The sequence below is a fragment of the Pseudoalteromonas sp. genome, assembly GCF_036960685.1.
Classification (GTDB): Bacteria; Pseudomonadota; Gammaproteobacteria; order Enterobacterales; family Alteromonadaceae; genus Pseudoalteromonas.
In genome coordinates, this window is record NZ_JBALXK010000039.1 from 1 (window position 1) to 19634 (window position 19634).

The following is a 19634-nucleotide window of genomic DNA, read 5'->3' on the forward strand; positions in this document are numbered from 1 at the left end:
AAAAGAAAATGGCAGGGCTAGACGATGATTATCGCTCAACCCTGTTAGAATCTGGGATTAAAATGCGCTAGCCGTGTTTACACATCCCACTCACTAAGTGCGTCTTTGACATAAACGTAGCGCCATGAGTTAAGCAGATCAGGTTTAGGGGTTTGCGCTCGTTGCGCTGGCGTTAACTTCCAATTCCAACTTATTAGCTGGTTAATTTGCTTTTTAGACGCGAGTACATCCTCAGGTATGCCCTGCTCTTTCGCGGCTTTGGTAATCTTTTGTTTAATATCTTTAGCTACTTTTTTGTAAGCAGGAAAATCAATTAGACGTTTTAATGGTTCAGGAAAATCTGACACCGGCACTACCTTGGCTTTTTCTATGCATTTTAAAATCTCCACACCAGAGCGATTAACTTCGATGCTTTCCACTTCTGGAATGCTACGCAGTGCATTTAGACTGGTTGGTTTACGTTTCGCAATTTCAACCAAGTTATGCTCTTTTAATACAAAGTTTAGCGCTAAATTTTTACGAATGGCTTTATTACGACGCCATGCAGCAAGCTCTCTAAGCACAGTGAGATCAGCAGGTTTTAATTGCCAAGAGTTTTTTATATCTTGATAAAGGTGTTCATCGGGGATTTGATACGCGCGTTTTTGAGCAACTAGCTCACTTTCATTGATCACAATATCAAAGAAATCTGCTTCATTTATTTGCTTAATAATGATCTCAAAACACGGTAATAAATGAAATACATCCGCGGCGGCGTAATCAAGCTGTTTATTTGTCAGTGGACGCTGTAACCAGTTAGTTCTCGACTCACTCTTATCTATTTCAATATCCAGTAAATTTTTAACCATATGCGCAAAGCCCATACAATTACCACTACCTAACAGTTGCAGTGCAAATTGCGTATCAAATAAGGGCATCGGTACAAAACCGGCATATTTTTGAAATACTTCAATATCTTCAGAAGGCGAATGTAAAACTTTAAGAACAGTGGGATCTCGTAGAATTTCCCAAAAATCAAATAGCGACAATTCAGCAAGGGGGTCAATTAACGCTAAATGCTCACCATCGAACACTTGTATGAGCGCCACTTCAGGGTACAAAGTGCGACGGCGCATAAATTCGGTATCAATTGCTAAGATAGGTTTATTACGAATTTGCTCAACAAATTCGTTTAATTGGTTTTGGTTTTCAATCAATTGATATTGCACTTAATCTCCTACAGTAAAAAGCCGACAAATAATGTCGGCTTTTTAGCTTGCTAATCTTTCAAGGCTCGTCTGAGTATTTTGCCAACGTTTGTTTTTGGCAACTCATCCCTAAACTCAACCAGTTTGGGGACCTTGTAATTAGTTAAATTATCACGACAGTGGTTTATTATATCTTTTTCAGTTAAAGATGGGTCTTTTTTAACAATAAAAACTTTAACTTGTTCACCACTGACTTCATGCGGGATACCAATTGCGGCAGCTTCAAGCACGCCCTCATGCATTGCGATCACTTCTTCAATTTCATTTGGGAACACGTTAAAGCCAGATACAATAATCATATCCTTCTTACGGTCAACAATGTAAAAGAATCCTTCGTCGTCATAAGTGGCAATATCACCGGTTGCAAACCAACCATCTTGCAGGCATTCAGCGGTCGCATCTGGGCGGTTATAATAACCAACCATGACTTGCGGGCCTTTGACCCATAATTCACCTGGCTCACCTTTAGCTGCTTCTTCACCGTTATCTAACATTAGTTTGATTTCAGTATTTGGCGCAGGTAAACCAATAGAACCATTGTATGAATCTAAATCATAAGGACTGACAGTAACCAATGGCGAACACTCAGTTAACCCGTAGCCTTCCATTAATTTGCTGCTGGTGATTTTTTGCCATTTTTCTGCAACAGGACGCTGCACAGCCATACCGCCACCCAATGACATTTTCAAACTTGAAAAATCAAGCTCTGCAAAGCCTGGGGTATTCAGTAAACCATTAAATAATGTGTTTACACCGGTAATAGCCGTAAATTTATGTTGGCTTAGTTCTTTCACAAAGCCTTTCATATCACGTGGATTAGTGATCAATAAATTTAATCCACCATACTTCATAAATGTTAAGCAGTTAGCCGTTAGCGCAAAGATATGATAAAGCGGTAACGCAGTGACAACGATTTCTTTGCCGCTGACTAATACTTTATCTAAACAACCTGATACTTGCTCTAAATTACCCACCATGTTGCCATGGGTTAACATTGCGCCTTTAGAAACACCGGTTGTGCCCCCCGTATATTGCAAAAATGCAATATCCGATAAACAAACATCCGGTTTACTGTAATCAGCTTCATTGGCTCCAAGTAATGCTTCAAACTTAATTGGCTTAGGCAGTGTGTAACTTGGCACCATTTTTTTTATGTGCTTAACAACAAAGTTAACTACATGCTTTTTAAGACCACCCACCATATCACCGACTTGGGTGACAACAATGTGCTTTATGTTTGTATTCGGCAGTGCCTTTTCGAGCGTGTCCGCAAAGTTAGCAAGGATGAAAATTGCCGACGTTTGTGAATCATTTAACTGATGTTCAAGCTCGCGTACTGTATAAAGTGGATTAACATTAACCACCACACAGCCGGCACGTAAAATGCCCAATATTGAAACCGGAGTTTGCAATAAATTTGGCATCATCACAGCGACTTTATCGCCTTTTTTCAAACCAAGATCATTTTGAATGTAAGCAGCGACTCGTTTGGTCGCGCTGTCCATTTCAGCATAACTCAATGTTTTACCCATATTGGTAAACGCAGGCAAATCTTTGTAATCAGTGAAGCTTTTTTCAAACACTTCTAACAACGAGTTGTAGTGCTCAGGATCGATTGTTTCAGGCATACCCTCTGGGTAGCGCTTCAGCCAAATTTTTTCCACTCTTAGCTCCTGTTCTATTTATAATTTATTTTTATTAAACCTTAAACTAAGTAAGGCAATTCCACAATTGAGCAAACACTCTAATTTTGCAAATATTCCCACATTTTGTGCAAATATACAATTAACATGCACCACTTTGCAGCATAAATGCTTGAACTTGTTGTAAACATTCTGTCGGGCTCTGCATATGACAATGATGCCCTCCCTCAACCTTATTAACTATTAACTCTTTGTAATAAATACTGTATTTATCTAAATTCTCATTGACGAATGCATAGCCTTGACGCCCTAATATTAATTGGCAAGGTACATTTATTTCGCTTATTACCGCTATACATTGTTGTTCATCAAATCTAAAACCTGAATGATTTTTAAGCTTTGGATCAGTACTTAGCAACCAGCCTTGTTCACTTTTGATTATATTTCGCTCCATCAATACTGTCACTAAATCAAATGGTAAATCGCTAACTTGCGCGCGCGCTTGGTATATGGTTTGCTTTGAATCGTAGTCCCGCGCTCTTTTTTGTTTTACACGACGCCGGTTTAAAATCGCATTACGTAGTTGCTCAACTGCCTGTTCACTAGGGGTTGTGATCACACCGAGGCCTTCAATCATAGTTACTGATTTTACCTTTTCACCGAAACAACTGGCAAATAGACCTGCTGCCATTGCTCCCATCGAATGGCCAACTAAATGTACTTTATCAACCCCAAGTTGATCAATTAAATTATAAATATCATCGATATAATCAATAAAATAATAATGAGCATCAGCCCCTCGCCAATCCGATTTGCCGTGTCCTGGGAAATCAATGCAATACCAGGTCGCAGATAACATACTGTTTTCTAACATGGGTAAAAAGCTATGGCAATTATCTAACCAGCCGTGCAATCCAATCACAACTTCGTTGCCTTGGCCAAAGGTTAGGCCATGAAGTGTTAATTCGCCACTTTGTACTGAAAATGGATGCACTTGGTAATTCCTCTTTATTTTTAGGTTGTTTAACGTAAAAGACATTTAATTATCATACAGGGGGTATACAATAACACCACATAATAAACAGGGTACAAAAATGAAAAAACACATCAGCCTCTTGGCATTATTATGTTCTGCAAGTGCATACGCAGAGCAAGCACCAAAAAATATCATTTATATGATTGGTGATGGTATGGGGCCCGCTTATACAACAGCATATCGTTATTTTAAAGATGACCCGTCAACCAAAGAAATTGAAAGCACAGTGTTTGACAGCATGCTTACCGGTATGGCACACACTTACCCTGACGATCATACCTATGTAACAGACAGTGCCGCGGGAGCAACTGCGCTAAGCTCGGGCCATAAAAGTTATAATGGTGCGATTGCTGTTGATACAGACAAAAAGCCACTCAAAACCATGCTGGAAATGGCCAAACAAAAAGGCATGATAACCGCATTAGTTGCAACCTCACAAATCAATCATGCTACTCCGGCAAGTTTTGCATCGCACAATGAATCACGTCGTAACTACGATGAAATTGCGAATGATTACATTGATAATAAAATAGCGGGTAAATTACCTGTCGATCTAATGCTTGGTGGCGGCACTAAATATTATATCCGCGAAGACCGTAATTTGGTCGAAGAGTTTAAACAGGCTGGCTATCAATACAGTGATGACTTTGCTACTTTGAAAGACATCAAGCAAATTCCTGCTTTGGGTTTATTTGCCCCAGTTGGCCTTGATTTTGCGTTAGATAACAATCCAACTCGATTAACGCAAATGACCAATAAAGCACTTGAGTTGCTTGATAAAAACAAAAAAGACGGCTTTTTTGTGATGATTGAAGGCAGCCAAATTGATTGGTGTGGACATGCTAATGATATTGCTTGTGCAATGGCGGAAATGGATGACTTTGCCAAATCAATTGAGCAAGCAAAAGCCTACGTTGATAACAACCCAGATACCTTACTAGTGATCACAGCTGATCACTCTACTGGCGGACTAACATTAGGTGCTCATGGTCAATATAAATGGGAAACTGAGGTTGTTAAAGGCGTTAAAGCTACTGCCGTTAAATTAACCGAAAAAATGTTAGCCTCGGATGATTTAAAAACGATTTGGACCGCGAATACAAATATTGACTACACACCGGTAAATCAAGCTAAGCTTGAACAGGCGAAAAAGTTAGGTGATAAAGCGCTTAATCTTGCTATTAAAGATATTATCAGCAACGCCAGCTTTACCGGTTGGACAACCGGTGGCCATACCGCAATAGACGTACAGGTTTTCGCTCATGGTAAAGGTGCTGAGCAATTTATCGGTTCACAAAATAATACTGATATAGCAAATAAACTAATTGATTTTATTGAACAAAAGTAGCATTCGTTTTTAAATTTTTTAAAAAAGAAAACCGCTTTAAACAGCGTATTCAATAATAAACAAAAAGCCCTGTAACCGTTGTTGCAGGGCTTTTTAATTAGCTCAGATAACTTATCGATCTTAATATTTTTATTAGTTATGGGGTTTGGCAGGCATGATTAAACTATTTGAATTAACTGTATAGAGTGATTAACGAATATAAAGTAGATTTAGTTAACTGGGCTTTCTATTAAGCGTAGATATCAACCCCAATCAAGTTTTGCACTTCAGCTCGGCGCTCTAGGTTTGCAAATTCGGTATACGTAGAAATAGCACGGCTGACTTTTGCAGTCGGCTGATCATAAATCGTTTGTTGGTAACTCGGTGCTACTTTAGCACTGTGAAGCTGCAATTTAGTTGCCAGCTCAATACCTGCTTGGCTGGATTTTACAAACTCAGCAGACTTTTTATTCTCGGCAACAGGCTGCTCTAATAAGCCTTGCGGTTTATTAGCTATGGGCTGTTTTGAAGTGATTTTACCGGGGATATCTCCCGTGTAAAAACCAGAACCTACAGGTATAGTCACAGTTGCGTCTCGTTAATTAGGTTATTAAATTATGTGCCATATTTAATAACCTTGCAAGTTGCTTTGCCAATAGCGTTATTCACGTCCCGGCAGTTTTTTCCAGGTCACTGTATCACGTACATATTTTGGCTGAGCTTGCGCCGCAGACACAGTGCGTTTGTGGGTGAATTCATGGCTAACTGTGGCTAACATAAAGCCCGCATCGGGTAGAGTAATTTCGTTATTTACTGCGATATTTGCATTGTCTTGTAATATTTCAGGGTAAGTTTGCCAACCAGTGCCAACCGCAACGCCTTGTTTATCTTCAAGCGTTAACAATGTTGGTTTTAAAACGCGTTCATCATCTTGTAAGGTCATAATACCAATATCATTAAGCGTATAATGAGCAAAGTAAATCTCGCCCATACGCGCATCAATGGCACTAAAAACACTCATCTCGCCTGTTTGTTGATACGCTTGTTGTGCCATCATTTGTAGCGTTGATACCCCAACCAGCGGCAATTTACAGGCATAAGCGAGGCCCTGTGCAATCGCAACACTAATACGTACGCCGGTAAAACTACCCGGACCTTGGCCAAAACCAATCACATCTAAATCCGTTAATTTACAATTAGCTTGCGCTAGCAATGAATCTACTAGTGGTAAAATCTTTTGGCTATGTTGCTGCGGGCACTCTTCAAAGTGGTGAAAAAGTTGGCCATTATAACTAAGCACTAATGACAATGCTTCTGTAGAGGCATCAAACGCCAGTATGTTGATTTTGCTCGCAGTTAGTTGCTTATTCATGGAAATTATTTCTCTAATTAATATGTTCTAAAAATTCGCTGGCCGCAGCCAAGCTTCGGGTACGGCGCATCGGCGGTAAGCTTTTTAAGAATACTTGGCCATATTGGCGTGTTACTAAGCGGTTATCGCAAATTACCAATACGCCTTTGTCTTTATTATCACGGATTAAGCGGCCAACGCCTTGCTTTAACGCAATCACGGCTTGCGGTAATTGAATATAAGCAAATGGGTCATGGCCTTGTAATTGTGCATCCTGCATTTTAGCTTGCAATAAGGGATCATCCGGCGCCGCAAAAGGCAATTTGTCAATAATAACACAGCTGAGTGTACTGCCTCTAACATCAACCCCTTCCCAAAATGAAGCCGTACCGAGTAACACGGCATTACCGTGACGGGTGAACTTTTCGAGTATGATACGCTTAGACATTTGCCCTTGCATATAAATGGGATAATCAATTTGTGTACTTAAGCCCTCAGCCACTAAGTGCATCATTCGGTAGCTAGTGAATAATACAAAACAGCGCCCTTTTGCCGCTTTTATTAAATCTAAGGTAAGTTTAACGATTGCGTGGGGCATATTTGCCGCGTGTGTCTCTGGTAAGTAGCGCGGTAAACATAATAGTGCTTGCTCATAGTAATCAAACGGGCTATCAACCATCATGCTTTTGGCAGGCTTAAGGCCAAGGCTTGCGTTAAAATGATCCAGCGCATTATCGACCGACAAAGTCGCAGAGGTAAAAACGAATCCAGCGCCAGTGTCTTTCATCATTTGTGCAAATTTAACAGACACATTTAACGGGGTGACATGCACGGTTAAATAACGACGAGTTGTTTCATACCAATAACTATAGCCAGTTTGGCTAATGTCGAACACACGTTCTAATTGACCTTTAAAGGCAAGAGTACGCTCAAATGGGTGCTCAATCTTATCACTTCGCTCTAAACAATGTTTGAGCACTTGATATAAAAAATCGAGATCACTAATAACCCGGTGTAATGCAGCACAGATTTCTTTATTAGCAAGCATTTGTCGCCAATCACCACGACTGCCATCAAGGCCAAACTGCAATCGAAGATCAGCAACACTGGTTTCTAACTTATTGAGCGTTTTACCCAATTGCAGCATGTCGGGTATGTCAGCACGGTAAATCGCTCGCAGATCATTAATTAAATCCACCAGCTTTTTAGTACTAACACTTTCACCAAAATAATCACTGGCTATCTCACTCAACTGATGTGCTTCGTCAAATATATACGCGTCAGCAGTTGGAATTAGCTCTGCAAAGCCGGTGTCTTTCACTGCCATATCGGCAAAAAACAAATGGTGATTAACTACCACTACATCGGCATCCATGGCTTTTAATCGCGCTTTACGAATATAGCACTCTTGAAAATCGGGGCATTCTTTACCTAAACAGTTATCGGCAGTTGAGCTTACATAGGGTAAAACCTTAGCGTCTTCTTCAATACCAATACAATCAGCAAGATCTCCGGTGCGGGTTTCACTGGCAAATTTAGCCACCATAGCGAGCTGATGCATCACATCTGAATCATCGGTTGGTACATGAGCAACGTGCTGATTTAGTCGGTAGGTGCACAAGTAATTACTGCGTCCTTTTAATAAGGCGGCTTTTTTACTGGCACTGAGTGCTTTTACTAATTGCGGTAAATCTCTATGGTATAACTGCTCTTGCAGCGCTTTTGTACCCGTAGAAATAATAGTTTTACCTTTAGATTTTAATGCTGGAGCAAGATAAGCGTAGGTTTTACCTGTCCCGGTGCCCGCCTCGACCACAAGCTGCGTGCGGTTTTTCAATGCCTCACTGACTGCCACCGCCATGTCAATTTGCGGCTGACGCGGAGTATAACCGTCCAATGACAGCGCCAATGGCCCATCTGCACTAAAAAGCTGTTTGATAATAACGATCGCTTAACTAAAAATAATGGCAAGATTTTACGCAAGCACAGTAGCTAGAGCAAGTGAATACGCAAAGCAAATAGCAAAGGAGCTTTCCTTTGCTATTTAGAGTTAGCATTACTGCGCATTAATGCTTAGGGTGATCCCACTGGCTGTACTGTAGCCATATACATCAATATACCAAGTTCCTGCTTGGGGATTGGCAATTGCACAGCTTTCATTGTTGCCGTTTTTATAAGGCCGGCATTGATAGGTGGATGTGGTCGAGGGCGCTGCAAAATTCAAATACAGATCAGCATCGCCATTACCACCGGCTATTGATACATCAAGCGCGCTGTAACCACTGGGTAACTGCTGAGTAAAACGAGTCCAATTACCCGTTGGTACGCTGATATTACTCTCAACTCTATTAATCGGTGGCGTCTGCGATGTTGTTGTGTAACTACCGGTTAATGAGACGCCAGTGATCTGACTCCAAGCTTCAACCATAACGTGGTAAATGCCTGCTTGTAGATTATTAATAGCGCATGTTTCATTACTTGTGGCGGTTGTACTTTTACAATCAAAGTCTTGCAAAGTCGGCGGTGTTGCATATTTAACATAAAGATCGGCATCGCCACTGCCGCCCGTTGTGGTAAAACTTAAATTACTGCTTTGCGCTGGAACCGATAGAGTATAAAAAACTTGCTGTTTAGCTTGTGCATTAATGCCTGAAACTGTCACCCCATTTTCTAATTCATTGTTTGCTGGAGGGTCAATATCTCCAGCATTTTTCGCCATTTCTGCGAGGTAACTAACAGCTAATTTTGCAAACTTACTGGCATGATCAGCATCAAAACTACTGTCGTTTGCTGTATGGATCAGCGGGTTAATATCAGCCATGCGCGACTCAAAAGGCATAGAAGCCGCAAAACCTTGCTGATACCAAGAGGCATGATCTGAGCAGCCATAGCCACATTGATCAAACCCGTATGTAATCGTCGGTAAGTAAGTATCAATCAATTGCCCTAAAAACTGATTTTGAGCAGCATTGGTGTAATCTGTCATCATCACAATATCATCGCTACTGCCATGGTTTCCGGTCATATCAAATTGCACCATACCCAGTACATTCTTACCTTGCGATTTATATTCAGCAGCAATAGCTTTAGAGCCACGCAACCCCACCTCTTCCGCAGCAAATCCCATTATTTTAATCGTTCGTTGTGGTTTATAATCATTAACCACTATTGCGCGCAGTACCTCAGATAACACGGCAATACCAGAGGCATTATCATCTGCACCTGGTGCTCGGCCAGTACTCGGATCCGATTGGTTGATAGAGTCTAAATGGCCACCAATAACGACAATTTCGTCCGCTTTTTCATTACCTGCAATGGTCACAATAACGGATGACTGCGCCCAACTATGGCTAAAATAGTCAACACTAATATCTGTACGATTACTGGCTAACTGTTGCCAGTAGTTTTTTAACCACTGCGAGGCATCAACACCTGTTTGCACTGAGTAATAGCGATTATGGAAATTGCTCATTGAGTTCACGGTATTCGTTAAATCATTGGGGCTAATCGTATTAATGAGTTGCTGCACAGTTTGCCCATTATCAATGCTGTAAGTAGTTGCAAGGCTATTTGTAGAGAGCGCTTGTACTTGTGCGAGTTGTTCAGTATAGAGCTGCGCTTCAGCTAATGAATCATGTGCCACAAAACCGCCACAGCGATGATAGTTATCATGCATAAACTCACTTAAACTGGCGACTTCAGCCTGATTAATACGCAAAAAGTTCACGGTTTCTAAACTAGATTCTTGTACAGTAAGGCGCTCGGCATTGTGATGATGAGCTGTTTGATTCAACTTGTAATGCTTAGCGGCGATAGGATCTATCGTGACCCAAATATTGTCTAAATCTTGAGCTATGCTCTGCGGACTGACCAATAGTGACATTACGCCAAGCAATGCACTGGGTGCAAAAATATTCATAAAGGTTTCCTTGTTAATCTGTGTTCATTAAATTTATGCGCAAAAAAACAGATAAATAAGGGAGCGGATGCTCCCTTTGGTGAGGGATTGGTTAGTTAGCTGAGATAGTCAAGGTTACGCCGCTGGCAGCACTGTAGCCTCTTAAATCTACATACCAAGTACCAGCTTGTGGATTAGCAATGCTGCAGCTTTCATTGTTGCCATTTTTATATGGGCGACACTGATAAGATGACGTTGAAGATGGTGAACCAAAGTTAACATACAAGTCTGCATCACCTGAGCCACCAGCAATCGATACATCTAGTAACGAATATCCTGCGCCAAGATCTTGGCTGAATCGAGTCCAACCATTTTGGCTTACATTAAGATTAGATTCCGTACGGTTAATGGGAGTCGGTCCACCATTTCCGCCGTCAAAACTCCCCGTCAGTGATACGCCTGATATTTGATTCCATGCTTCAACCATTACATAATAAGTACCCGCTTGAACATTACCGATAGCACAGCTTTCAGTGCTAGTTGAGGTTGTACTATTACAATCAAAAGTAGTGAGTGTTGGTTTAGAGCCAAACTTAACATAGAGATCCGCATCACCAGTGCCACCTGCTGTATTAAATTGTAGGTTAGTCGCATTGGCTGGTACTTCTAAAGTAAAAAACAATTGTTGTTTTTCAGTACCACTAATACCAGTACGCGGTACACCATTGCTAAGCTCCTCATCAGCTGGTGGTGGGTTTGTACCACCACAACTACTGCCTGAACTTAGACTCGAAGTAACGCCAACCGCAGCAAGCGCGCTTTGTACATCCACTGGGTCATAGTTTAAATCACACGCTGCGTCCATTGCGCCATTCCCTGCCAGATCCCAATTAGTACTGGCAGTCCAATACAGTTGATTAGCCCGAGCCATAACCACAAATGCTTTCTTCGTATCCCAACCTGCTGTGGTTGCTAAGTTATAAAACGCTTTATTAAACACGCCTGAGCTGTAGTGAACATCCATACCCGAATAATAATTTGCTTGATTATCTATCGAGCTGCCATCTTGGGTCGGATTATTCATATAACGTAATGCACCATTGCCTTTGAAGATTTCTTGCCCGACTAGCCAATCATTGCTGCCTTTCATGTAATACTCAGCAGCTTCACCAGCCATATCAGAAAAGGCTTCGTTTAAGCCACCTGATTTACCACTGTATATCAGGCCTGAATTTTGCTCTGTAAAGCCATGACTTACTTCATGGGCAGACACATCCAAACTAACCAACGGATAAAATGTATTTTGGCCGTCACCGAATGTCATTGCACTGCCATCCCAAAAGGCATTTTCATAGTTATTCCCATAATGAACGCGCATTTTTAATTGAAACGACAGTGGCGCCGTGCCGAGCCAATCGTTGTACATGTTATAAATCACGTTACCAAAATAGTGGGCATCGTTAAGTGGAGAATAAGCCCCATTAATTTCCTTAAAGGTGTTTTCTGGGCATGTAAATGAATACGCTGTAGAGCCACTGGTGCCGCCATTTAAATTAATGGTTTTAACATTAGTGCTATTCATCGTACAGTTATTGCCAGATTGCGTGACATCTAAACTACCAAAGTCAGTACCATAAATGTATTTGCCTGTTTTTAAATTACCGCCGGGGCCTGTTGCACTAGCATGTTGCAGGTTATCAAAGCTATATAACAACTCACCTGAATGAGCATCGATGATTTGATATGGACGAGATGGCTGCACGCCATAGGTCACATAACTTACTTCATAGACTAAATGGGCAATATTGTCTTCATCAATCCAGATTGCCAAACGAGATTGTTCGTTGTGTTTTTTAAGACCGACAGCTTTGAGCGCAGCGGGTGAGTTTTGCTGACCCCGTGCGATTGCCATTTTTTTAGCTAGTTTGGGCTTAACATTATCTATATCGCTGCTAATATCATAAACAGCAGCGCCGTGAGCACGTTTTAATTGACCATTACTGTTAAACGTTAAACTCACTGTATCACCTATGACTGGCAACCCTTTATATAGTTGTTGATAGCGACGGGTGGTATCTCCATTATTACTTTTTATTTCTTTCAAAACGACCAAGTCACTGCCATCTTCTAAGCCTATTAATTGCTTTGGACTTGCTAAAAGAACAGTCGAGGCACTCGTTTGTAATGCTTTATTTAAGCCAACTTGTTCATTTAGGTATTGTTTGTTTGCAGCCATTGCCGTTGATGCTTGTGTTAAAGCCAGAACACCAATAGTTGCTAATGTGATTTTAGATAAATTCACGTTTACTCTCCGTTAGATTGTTATGTATTTAATATTTTTGTATTAAACCGGCACTGCCTGTTCCCGATTCAAGTTCAGCCTATACGGCTTTTCCAAAAAAGGAAAATTAAACATAAAATTAACAATATCGAAAGTTGAAATTTATTTAAATTCATATAAATCAATAGAATAAACACTAAATGTTAGCAAAATATTAAATATAGACGTAAACGTGTAAATATATAGTTACAAAAAGTTAACAAGAAATCAGAAATTGGGTATTTAAAATCACACTTAAAAAGTTATTCCATAGCTGTTTTCATAAGCAGCACAAAACTTGAAATAATCAATACAAAGCATATAATAAGCATACGTTACTAAATTACCAATTAACCATGACCCAAGATAATTGCAGCTTTTTACTCGCCGATGTAACACGACTAATGCGTCGTAATTTCACGCAGCAGCTTACAGAATCACCGCTGACACTCGCCCAAGCAAAAGCACTGAAGTATGTTGCTCGCCAGCAAGGGGTCAAACAAGTCGAATTAGCCGACAAGTTAGAAGTACAACCAATCACTTTAGCTAGACTTATTGACCAACTTGAAAAGCTCAACCTTGTTGAGCGCAGAGCTGATCCCAGCGATAGACGCGCCTACTTAATTTATTTAACAAACCATGCAGATGAACATATCACTGCAATTGACGCCGTAGGAAAACACGTTATTGCGGCAGCCATGAGCGGATTAACTAACGAGCAGTCAGCACAATTTATTGCTTCACTTCAAACTATTCGAAACACCCTATTGGCTGAAAAGTAATTTAGGAATTTTTATGTCACCACATTTTCCCATTATTACGAAGCAGGTATTAAAACGTATTACTATAATAGTTCTAACACTTACCACATTAAGTATGCTGCTCTACGATGACTTTTTACAGTCTCAGGCGTAACATACAGATATGAAAGCACACTATTTTCAATCCATTATTAAGGTCAATCAATGAATGCTTGGTACCTCATTTGTTTTTTATCTGCATTAGCTATTTTTATTGCTTTTGCTAATCAATACATACTTAAGATGCAAACTACTATTGCCATAACAACTGGCTCTGTGGTGATCTCATTGTTATTAATTTTAGCGGTTAAATTACAAGGGGATTCGACCGCTTTAGAGATCACTAAAATTGTCTCGAGCATTGATTTTAATCAACTGTTACTCAAAGGTATGCTCGGGTTTTTACTGTTTGCAGGGGCACTTGAAATCAACCTTGTTGCACTTAAAAAGCAGCGCTGGGAAATAACGGCTTTAGTATTGTTTTCAACCTTGGTGTCTACATTTATTATCGGCTATTTAAGTTTTTACTTATTTGCGCTAATGGGCTGGCCAGTACCTTTTATTTATTGTTTATTATTTGGTGCTCTGATAAGCCCAACCGATCCTATCGCGGTGCTTGCCATAATTAAACAAATGCGTGCACCGGAGGGAATTTCAGTTCAGGTTGAAGGTGAGTCGCTGTTTAATGACGGTATTGGCTTAGTGATCTTCACCACTATTTTTGCAGTGGCATTTTACGGCACAGAAGCAACAGTGGCAGATATTGGTGAGCTATTCTTAGTTGATGCTATCGGCGGTATTGCATTTGGTTTAGTAATCGCGTTAGTTGGCCACTATTTAATAATTAATAGTCGTGATGTGAATATTCGTTTATTACTGACCTTAACCATTCCAACAGCGGGGTTTGCTGCTGCCAATATTTGGGAGATTTCAGGCGCACTGGCAATGGTAACCAGTGGTATTTTGCTTGGTAATATTACCCGTAGCAAAGCAACTGAGCGAACAGGCCCTGAAGATACACGCTATGTAAAAGACTTTTGGCATGCCACAGATAGCTTTTTAAATGCGCTGTTATTTTTGATCATTGGTATGCTGATTGTCACTATGCCTATCAGCCTCGCTGAAATCGGCTTAGGTCTACTAATGGTGCCTTTAGTGTTATTTGCTCGTTTTATTAGTGTGGGTGCACCATTTGTATTGTTTAAGAAATTTAGAAAATACGACAGACACACAGTTAAAATCTTAACTTGGGGTGGTCTGCGTGGTGGTCTTGCGTTGGCGATGGCGGCAGCTATTCCTCGCGATGAAGTATTTGTGGGTGGTTCAGACTTACACAATCTGATAGTTATTGTTACTTATGTAGTGGTGATTTTCTCGATTATTGTGCAAGGGCTTACTATTTCGCCACTTATCCATAGCAGTATTAACTCCGCTAAGTAATTTTTCAGGCTAAAAAGGCTAACTTGCCTTTTTAGCCGCTTTATTTTTGTACATATCTGCATCTGCGATTTGCAACAACTCTTCAAGTTCTAGCGGCTGCTGAGGATCAAATTCAGCGACTCCAAACGAAAAACTAAACGTTGCTATCATTGGTAATGATTCATTTAATTTACATGCACTTTCCTCTATACGCGAGATAAGGAGCTGACATTCATTTAGGGTGACTTGAGTCAACAGTAGGACAAACTCATCACCGCCAAAGCGACCAAATAGATCTGATTTACGACACGACGAACTTATTACGCTTGCAAATAAATTCAGCACTCTATCACCTTCAGCATGACCATACTTATCGTTGATTGGCTTAAATGAATCAAGATCAATAAAAATCACAATCGCTCTTAACTGTTGTCGAATACACAAATCTAAATAGCGCTCTGCCATTAAAATAAATCCCCGTCTATTGGGGATATTTGTTAACTCGTCGCGGGTGGCTAACTGCGTAATTGAAATCTCACGCTGTGTTATCAAAGCGAGATCTTTTAACGCCTGAGTATCTTCACTGGAGAATTCACGTGGTTTTATATCAATAATGCACAGCGTACCAATACACAGTCCATTTGATAATTTAATTGGATAACCTGCATAAAAACGAATGTTTGGTGCATTTAACACCAATGGATTGTCTGCAAAACGAGGGTCATTGAGTGCATCACAAATAACCAATGGGTTATCGTCTAATATTGCGTGACCACAAAAAGAAATATCCCGGGAAGTCTCTTTAACATCCAACCCGATACATGATTTAAACCATTGCCTATCTTCATCAACTAAGCTAATAAGTGAAATGGGTACGTCAAATAAATATTTAGCTAGACGTGTGACTCGATCAAGCGACTCTTCACTTTGCGTGTCTAAAATATTTAGCGCTCTTAATGCTGCAAGCCTCACATCTTCGTTGTCAGGAAATAACGGCTTATCCATCGCATACCTCAACCTAAATATTTATTAGCATTTTGTGTATATTTACTATAGCAGATTAAATAAACACCATGAATGTATTAAGTTTTCTATGCCCATGTATCAAGATGTTTTTCGCCGTTTTCATCTTCAGATATAGCCGGTTTATCAGAATTAGGCGCTTTATCTTGCAGTAACTCTTTTTGAAGAAACTCACGTTTTTTACGCTTTTCACGTTCAATTCGCGACGTGTTTGAGTCTTTTAGGCCCGCGATGTAAAAAGCACCTTTAGACTCAAGTTGCAAACGTGTGATCTGCCCTAAATACGGGATCATCATATCCATACGTACCTCCTACCTATCCACTTAGTATCGGCGGTTATAGCTTATTCTTTAATTTATGCAAAAAAAACTTGCCAGTACTCATCAAAATATGTTTTTCTATATGTGTAATTTACTTAAACAGATTAAAAACTTTTGTTTACACACAACATTGACTAAACGAAAGTTACTTAGGAAATAGTATAATGCGCTTAAACCTGACAACAGTACATCATCACCACCATTCACCGGAATAACCTGTCAGGTCTTTCGCTGAGAGGTTATTCCTAAAAGGAACCTCTGGCGAATCAAAATATAAAGATTCATTTTCGCCCTGAGGTTCCCTCGGGGTTTTTAGTTTTTAAATTAAAGGAAAATGAATAATGAGTAACAGCAACCGTCTACGTATCGCCATCCAAAAAGGTGGCCGCCTTTCTAAAGATTGCCAAGACTTACTTAAACAATTAGGTGTTAAACTTAATTTACGTGAGCAACGTTTAATCGCCCACTCAACTAATATGCCAATTGATGTATTACGTGTGCGCGATGACGATATCCCAGGCCTAGTGATGGATGGTGTGTGTGATTTAGGCATAGTAGGCGAAAACGTACTTGTTGAAGTACAAGCCGAGCGTCAGCGTCAAGGCGTAACAAGTGAAGTAACTAAACTGTCTAAACTTGATTTTGGTTACTGCCGCTTAGCCCTTGCATGGCCACAAGAACTCGGTAAGCAAGATAAAAGTTGGTTTGAAGGCAAACGTATTGCCACCACCTACCCTGAAATATTAACTCAATATTTAAAACGTGAAGGCATTAACGCCAGTACTGTTATGCTTACTGGCTCTGTTGAAGTAGCTCCTCGTGCAGGCCTTGCAGATGCGATTTGTGATTTAGTCTCTACCGGTGCCACACTTGAAGCGAACGGCCTAATGCAAGGCGATACTATCTTAGAATCAAACGCCTGCCTTATCCAAAACAAAGACCTACAAGATGCGGATAAACTAGCGCTTATCAACAAACTTATGCCACGCTTACGCGGTGTTAGACAAGCCAAAGAAAGCAAATACATTATGCTTCACGCGCCAAAAGATAAACTGGATGAAATTTGCGATATTTTACCAGGCTCTGGCCAACCAACGGTATTAGCCCTAGCAGGCTCTGATGAATACGTTGCACTGCACATGGTTAGCAGCGAAACTTTATTCTGGGAAACGATGGAGCAATTAAAAGCGCTAGGCGCAAACTCTATCTTGGTTATGCCAATTGAAAAAATGATGGAGTAACTCAATGCTGCGCTGGAATGAGGTATCCGCAGATGCACAGGCCGCGGCGCTAATGCGCCCAGCTGTAAGTGCAAGTGCTGAAGTTGAAGAAATTTGCCAAACTATTATGGCAAATGTAAAAGAGCAAGGTGATAGCGCCTTGCTCGACATGGCAAAGCAATTTGATAATCGCGAAACACCGCGTTTATTAGTGCCAATCGACGAAATAAATGATGCAGTGCAACAGCTTAGCCCTGAGCTTAAGTATGCAATTGATACAGCTTATGCCAATGTTAAACGCTTTCACCAAGCGCAATTACCAAAAGATATTAAGTTGACCACCCAACCAGGTGTATTGTGTGAACTAAAATATCAGGCAATTGAAGCTGTGGGTATTTATGTACCCGGTGGCAGTGCGCCATTACCTTCGTCGGTTATTATGCAAGGTGTACTTGCACAACTAAGCGGTGCAAAAACCGTGGTATTAGCAACACCAGTGCAAGGCGATTTACCAATCAATCCAGCAATTTTATATGCGGCTAAATTATGCGGTATCAAAACAATCGTAGAAAGTGGCGGCGCCGGTGCAATCGCCGCAATGGCCTATGGTACAGACTCTGTGCCCAAGGTGAATAAAATTTTTGGCCCTGGGAACAGCTTTGTGACTATGGCTAAACAACTTGTTGCGCAAACAATCCCAGGTATGGCGATAGATATGCCGGCAGGCCCTTCAGAGGTATTGGTGATAGCAGATGAGCGTGCAAATCCTGAATTTATTGCCGCCGATTTATTGTCTCAAGCTGAGCACGGCGCTGACTCTCAAGTTATTTTACTAAGTAATAGTGAGTTAACCATTGCCCGCACCCAACAAGCAATTGAACGTCAACTTACTAAACTATCACGACAAGATATTGCAGCAAAAGCATTGGCTAATTCATCACTGATTTTAGTTGATAGTATTGAGCAAGCATTTGACGTTTCAGCGCAATATGGCCCTGAGCACTTAATTTTGCAATTAGCTGACGCGAACCCGTATTTAGGCAAAGTAAAAAATGCGGGCTCTGTATTTGTGGGTGACTACACGCCAGAGTCTGCTGGTGATTATGCCTCGGGTACTAACCACGTATTACCTACATACGGTTATAGCGCAACGTACTCAAGCTTAAATTTATTGGATTTTTTCCGTACTTATACCGTACAAACAATCACTCAAAATGGGTTAAAAAACTTATCAAAAGCAATATTACCACTGGCGGATGCAGAGGGACTTGATGCCCACGCAAATGCTGTAAAGGTACGTTTAGAAGCCATGAATAGAGGGTGTGAATAATGAGTAATAATCCTTTATTACCTGCAAATATTGATGCATTAGCAGCGTATAGCTCAGCTAAAAGTGAAAAGCTTACCGGCACAACATGGCTAAACGCCAATGAAAGCCCGTATGTAAAAAGCGTTAATATCAGTATTGATGATTTAAACCGCTACCCTGATCCACAACCTGTAAGCGTGATTAACCGATATGCAAATTATGCCGAGCTAACGGCTGAACAAGTGTTGATGACCCGTGGCGCAGATGAAGGAATTGAGCTTCTGGTGCGCACCTATTGCCAGCCAGGGCAAGATTCAGTTGCGTTATTCTTACCAACTTATGGTATGTATAAAGTAACGGCAGATACTCACAATGTAGCGATTAACGGTTTAAGCCAAGCGCTGCTGTTAGATGGCTCAGTTGATGAAATAATCACAGCTGTGGGTAATAGTAAATTAGTGTTTATTTGTAACCCAAATAACCCCACTGGCAGCTTAACACCGCTTGATAAAATTAAAGCGATTGCCACCGCCCTTAAAGATAAAGCGCTGGTTATTGTTGATGAGGCCTATATTGAATTTTGCCCAGAGCAAAGTGCACGCACACTTATTAATGAGTTTGCCAACGTTGTTGTGCTTAGAACACTTTCAAAAGCATTTGCGTTAGCCGGACTGCGTACTGGCTTTACCCTTGCACAAGCGTCGGTACTTGCGCCAATACG

General features: G+C 40.7%; 16 protein-coding genes. 6 read left to right on the forward strand and 10 right to left on the reverse strand.

Going from position 1 to position 19634, the window contains the following annotated elements; genetic code table 11:
• Positions 1-77: 77 nt before the first annotated feature.
• The 3 genes from rnd to V7783_RS20285 form a co-directional block, all read right to left on the reverse strand.
• A complete protein-coding gene (gene rnd, locus V7783_RS20275; RefSeq protein ID WP_335680285.1) occupies positions 78-1208 on the reverse strand; it encodes a ribonuclease D in 1131 nt (376 codons plus the stop codon).
• Between the two features lie 50 nt (positions 1209-1258).
• Positions 1259-2911 (reverse strand): long-chain-fatty-acid--CoA ligase FadD, encoded by a 1653-nt coding sequence (fadD, locus tag V7783_RS20280; RefSeq protein WP_335680286.1) that lies wholly within the window; start codon positions 2909-2911, stop codon positions 1259-1261.
• Between the two features lie 121 nt (positions 2912-3032).
• Positions 3033-3884, reverse strand: a complete 852-nt coding sequence (locus V7783_RS20285) for an alpha/beta hydrolase (RefSeq protein WP_335680287.1) — start codon at positions 3882-3884, stop codon at positions 3033-3035.
• A gap of 100 nt (positions 3885-3984) precedes the next feature.
• Between V7783_RS20285 and V7783_RS20290 the strand changes: the two genes are divergently transcribed.
• On the forward strand, positions 3985-5274 hold the full coding sequence (locus tag V7783_RS20290; RefSeq protein ID WP_335680288.1) for an alkaline phosphatase: 1290 nt from the start codon (positions 3985-3987) through the stop codon (positions 5272-5274).
• Between the two features lie 229 nt (positions 5275-5503).
• On the opposite strand, the gene V7783_RS20295 is transcribed toward V7783_RS20290, so the two are convergent.
• The 5 genes from V7783_RS20295 to V7783_RS20315 form a co-directional block, all read right to left on the reverse strand.
• Entirely contained in the window at positions 5504-5839 is a 336-nt protein-coding gene (locus tag V7783_RS20295; RefSeq protein ID WP_335680289.1) for a hypothetical protein, read from the reverse strand.
• A gap of 75 nt (positions 5840-5914) precedes the next feature.
• Positions 5915-6625, reverse strand: coding sequence for a tRNA (adenosine(37)-N6)-threonylcarbamoyltransferase complex dimerization subunit type 1 TsaB (gene tsaB / locus V7783_RS20300; protein WP_335680290.1), 711 nt, complete (start codon positions 6623-6625; stop codon positions 5915-5917).
• 13 nt (positions 6626-6638) lie between these two features.
• Positions 6639-8465, reverse strand: coding sequence for an ATP-dependent DNA helicase (locus V7783_RS20305; RefSeq protein WP_335680300.1), 1827 nt, complete (start codon positions 8463-8465; stop codon positions 6639-6641).
• A 195-nt stretch (positions 8466-8660) separates the two neighbouring features.
• Complete coding sequence (locus tag V7783_RS20310; protein WP_335680291.1) at positions 8661-10523, reverse strand: M28 family metallopeptidase; 1863 nt, start codon at positions 10521-10523, stop codon at positions 8661-8663.
• A 91-nt stretch (positions 10524-10614) separates the two neighbouring features.
• Positions 10615-12804, reverse strand: coding sequence for a M4 family metallopeptidase (locus V7783_RS20315; protein WP_335680292.1), 2190 nt, complete (start codon positions 12802-12804; stop codon positions 10615-10617).
• A gap of 374 nt (positions 12805-13178) precedes the next feature.
• Here V7783_RS20315 and V7783_RS20320 point away from each other — a divergent pair, with 374 nt between their 5' ends.
• Positions 13179-13604, forward strand: coding sequence for a MarR family winged helix-turn-helix transcriptional regulator (locus tag V7783_RS20320; RefSeq protein ID WP_335680293.1), 426 nt, complete (start codon positions 13179-13181; stop codon positions 13602-13604).
• Positions 13605-13787: 183 nt separating this feature from the next.
• The gene (locus tag V7783_RS20325) at positions 13788-15062 is read left to right on the forward strand and encodes a cation:proton antiporter (protein WP_335680294.1); all 1275 of its coding nucleotides are present in this window, start codon (positions 13788-13790) and stop codon (positions 15060-15062) included.
• An 18-nt stretch (positions 15063-15080) separates the two neighbouring features.
• Here the strand turns inward: V7783_RS20325 and V7783_RS20330 are convergent, their stop codons facing one another.
• Both V7783_RS20330 and V7783_RS20335 read right to left on the reverse strand, forming a co-directional pair.
• Complete coding sequence (locus V7783_RS20330) at positions 15081-16046, reverse strand: GGDEF domain-containing protein (RefSeq protein ID WP_335680295.1); 966 nt, start codon at positions 16044-16046, stop codon at positions 15081-15083.
• Positions 16047-16132: 86 nt separating this feature from the next.
• Positions 16133-16366: a hypothetical protein gene (locus V7783_RS20335; protein WP_335680296.1), complete on the reverse strand. Its 234-nt coding sequence runs from the start codon at positions 16364-16366 to the stop codon at positions 16133-16135.
• Between the two features lie 359 nt (positions 16367-16725).
• On the opposite strand from V7783_RS20335, the gene hisG reads away from it, so the two are divergent.
• The 3 genes from hisG to V7783_RS20350 all read left to right on the forward strand — a co-directional run.
• Positions 16726-17625, forward strand: a complete 900-nt coding sequence (gene hisG / locus V7783_RS20340; protein WP_335680297.1) for an ATP phosphoribosyltransferase — start codon at positions 16726-16728, stop codon at positions 17623-17625.
• Positions 17626-17629: 4 nt separating this feature from the next.
• Complete coding sequence (gene hisD, locus V7783_RS20345) at positions 17630-18934, forward strand: histidinol dehydrogenase (RefSeq protein ID WP_335680298.1); 1305 nt, start codon at positions 17630-17632, stop codon at positions 18932-18934.
• On the forward strand, positions 18934-19634 hold a 701-nt coding region (locus V7783_RS20350; protein WP_335680299.1), incomplete at its 3' end, for an aminotransferase class I/II-fold pyridoxal phosphate-dependent enzyme. The genes hisD and V7783_RS20350, both read left to right, overlap by 1 nt.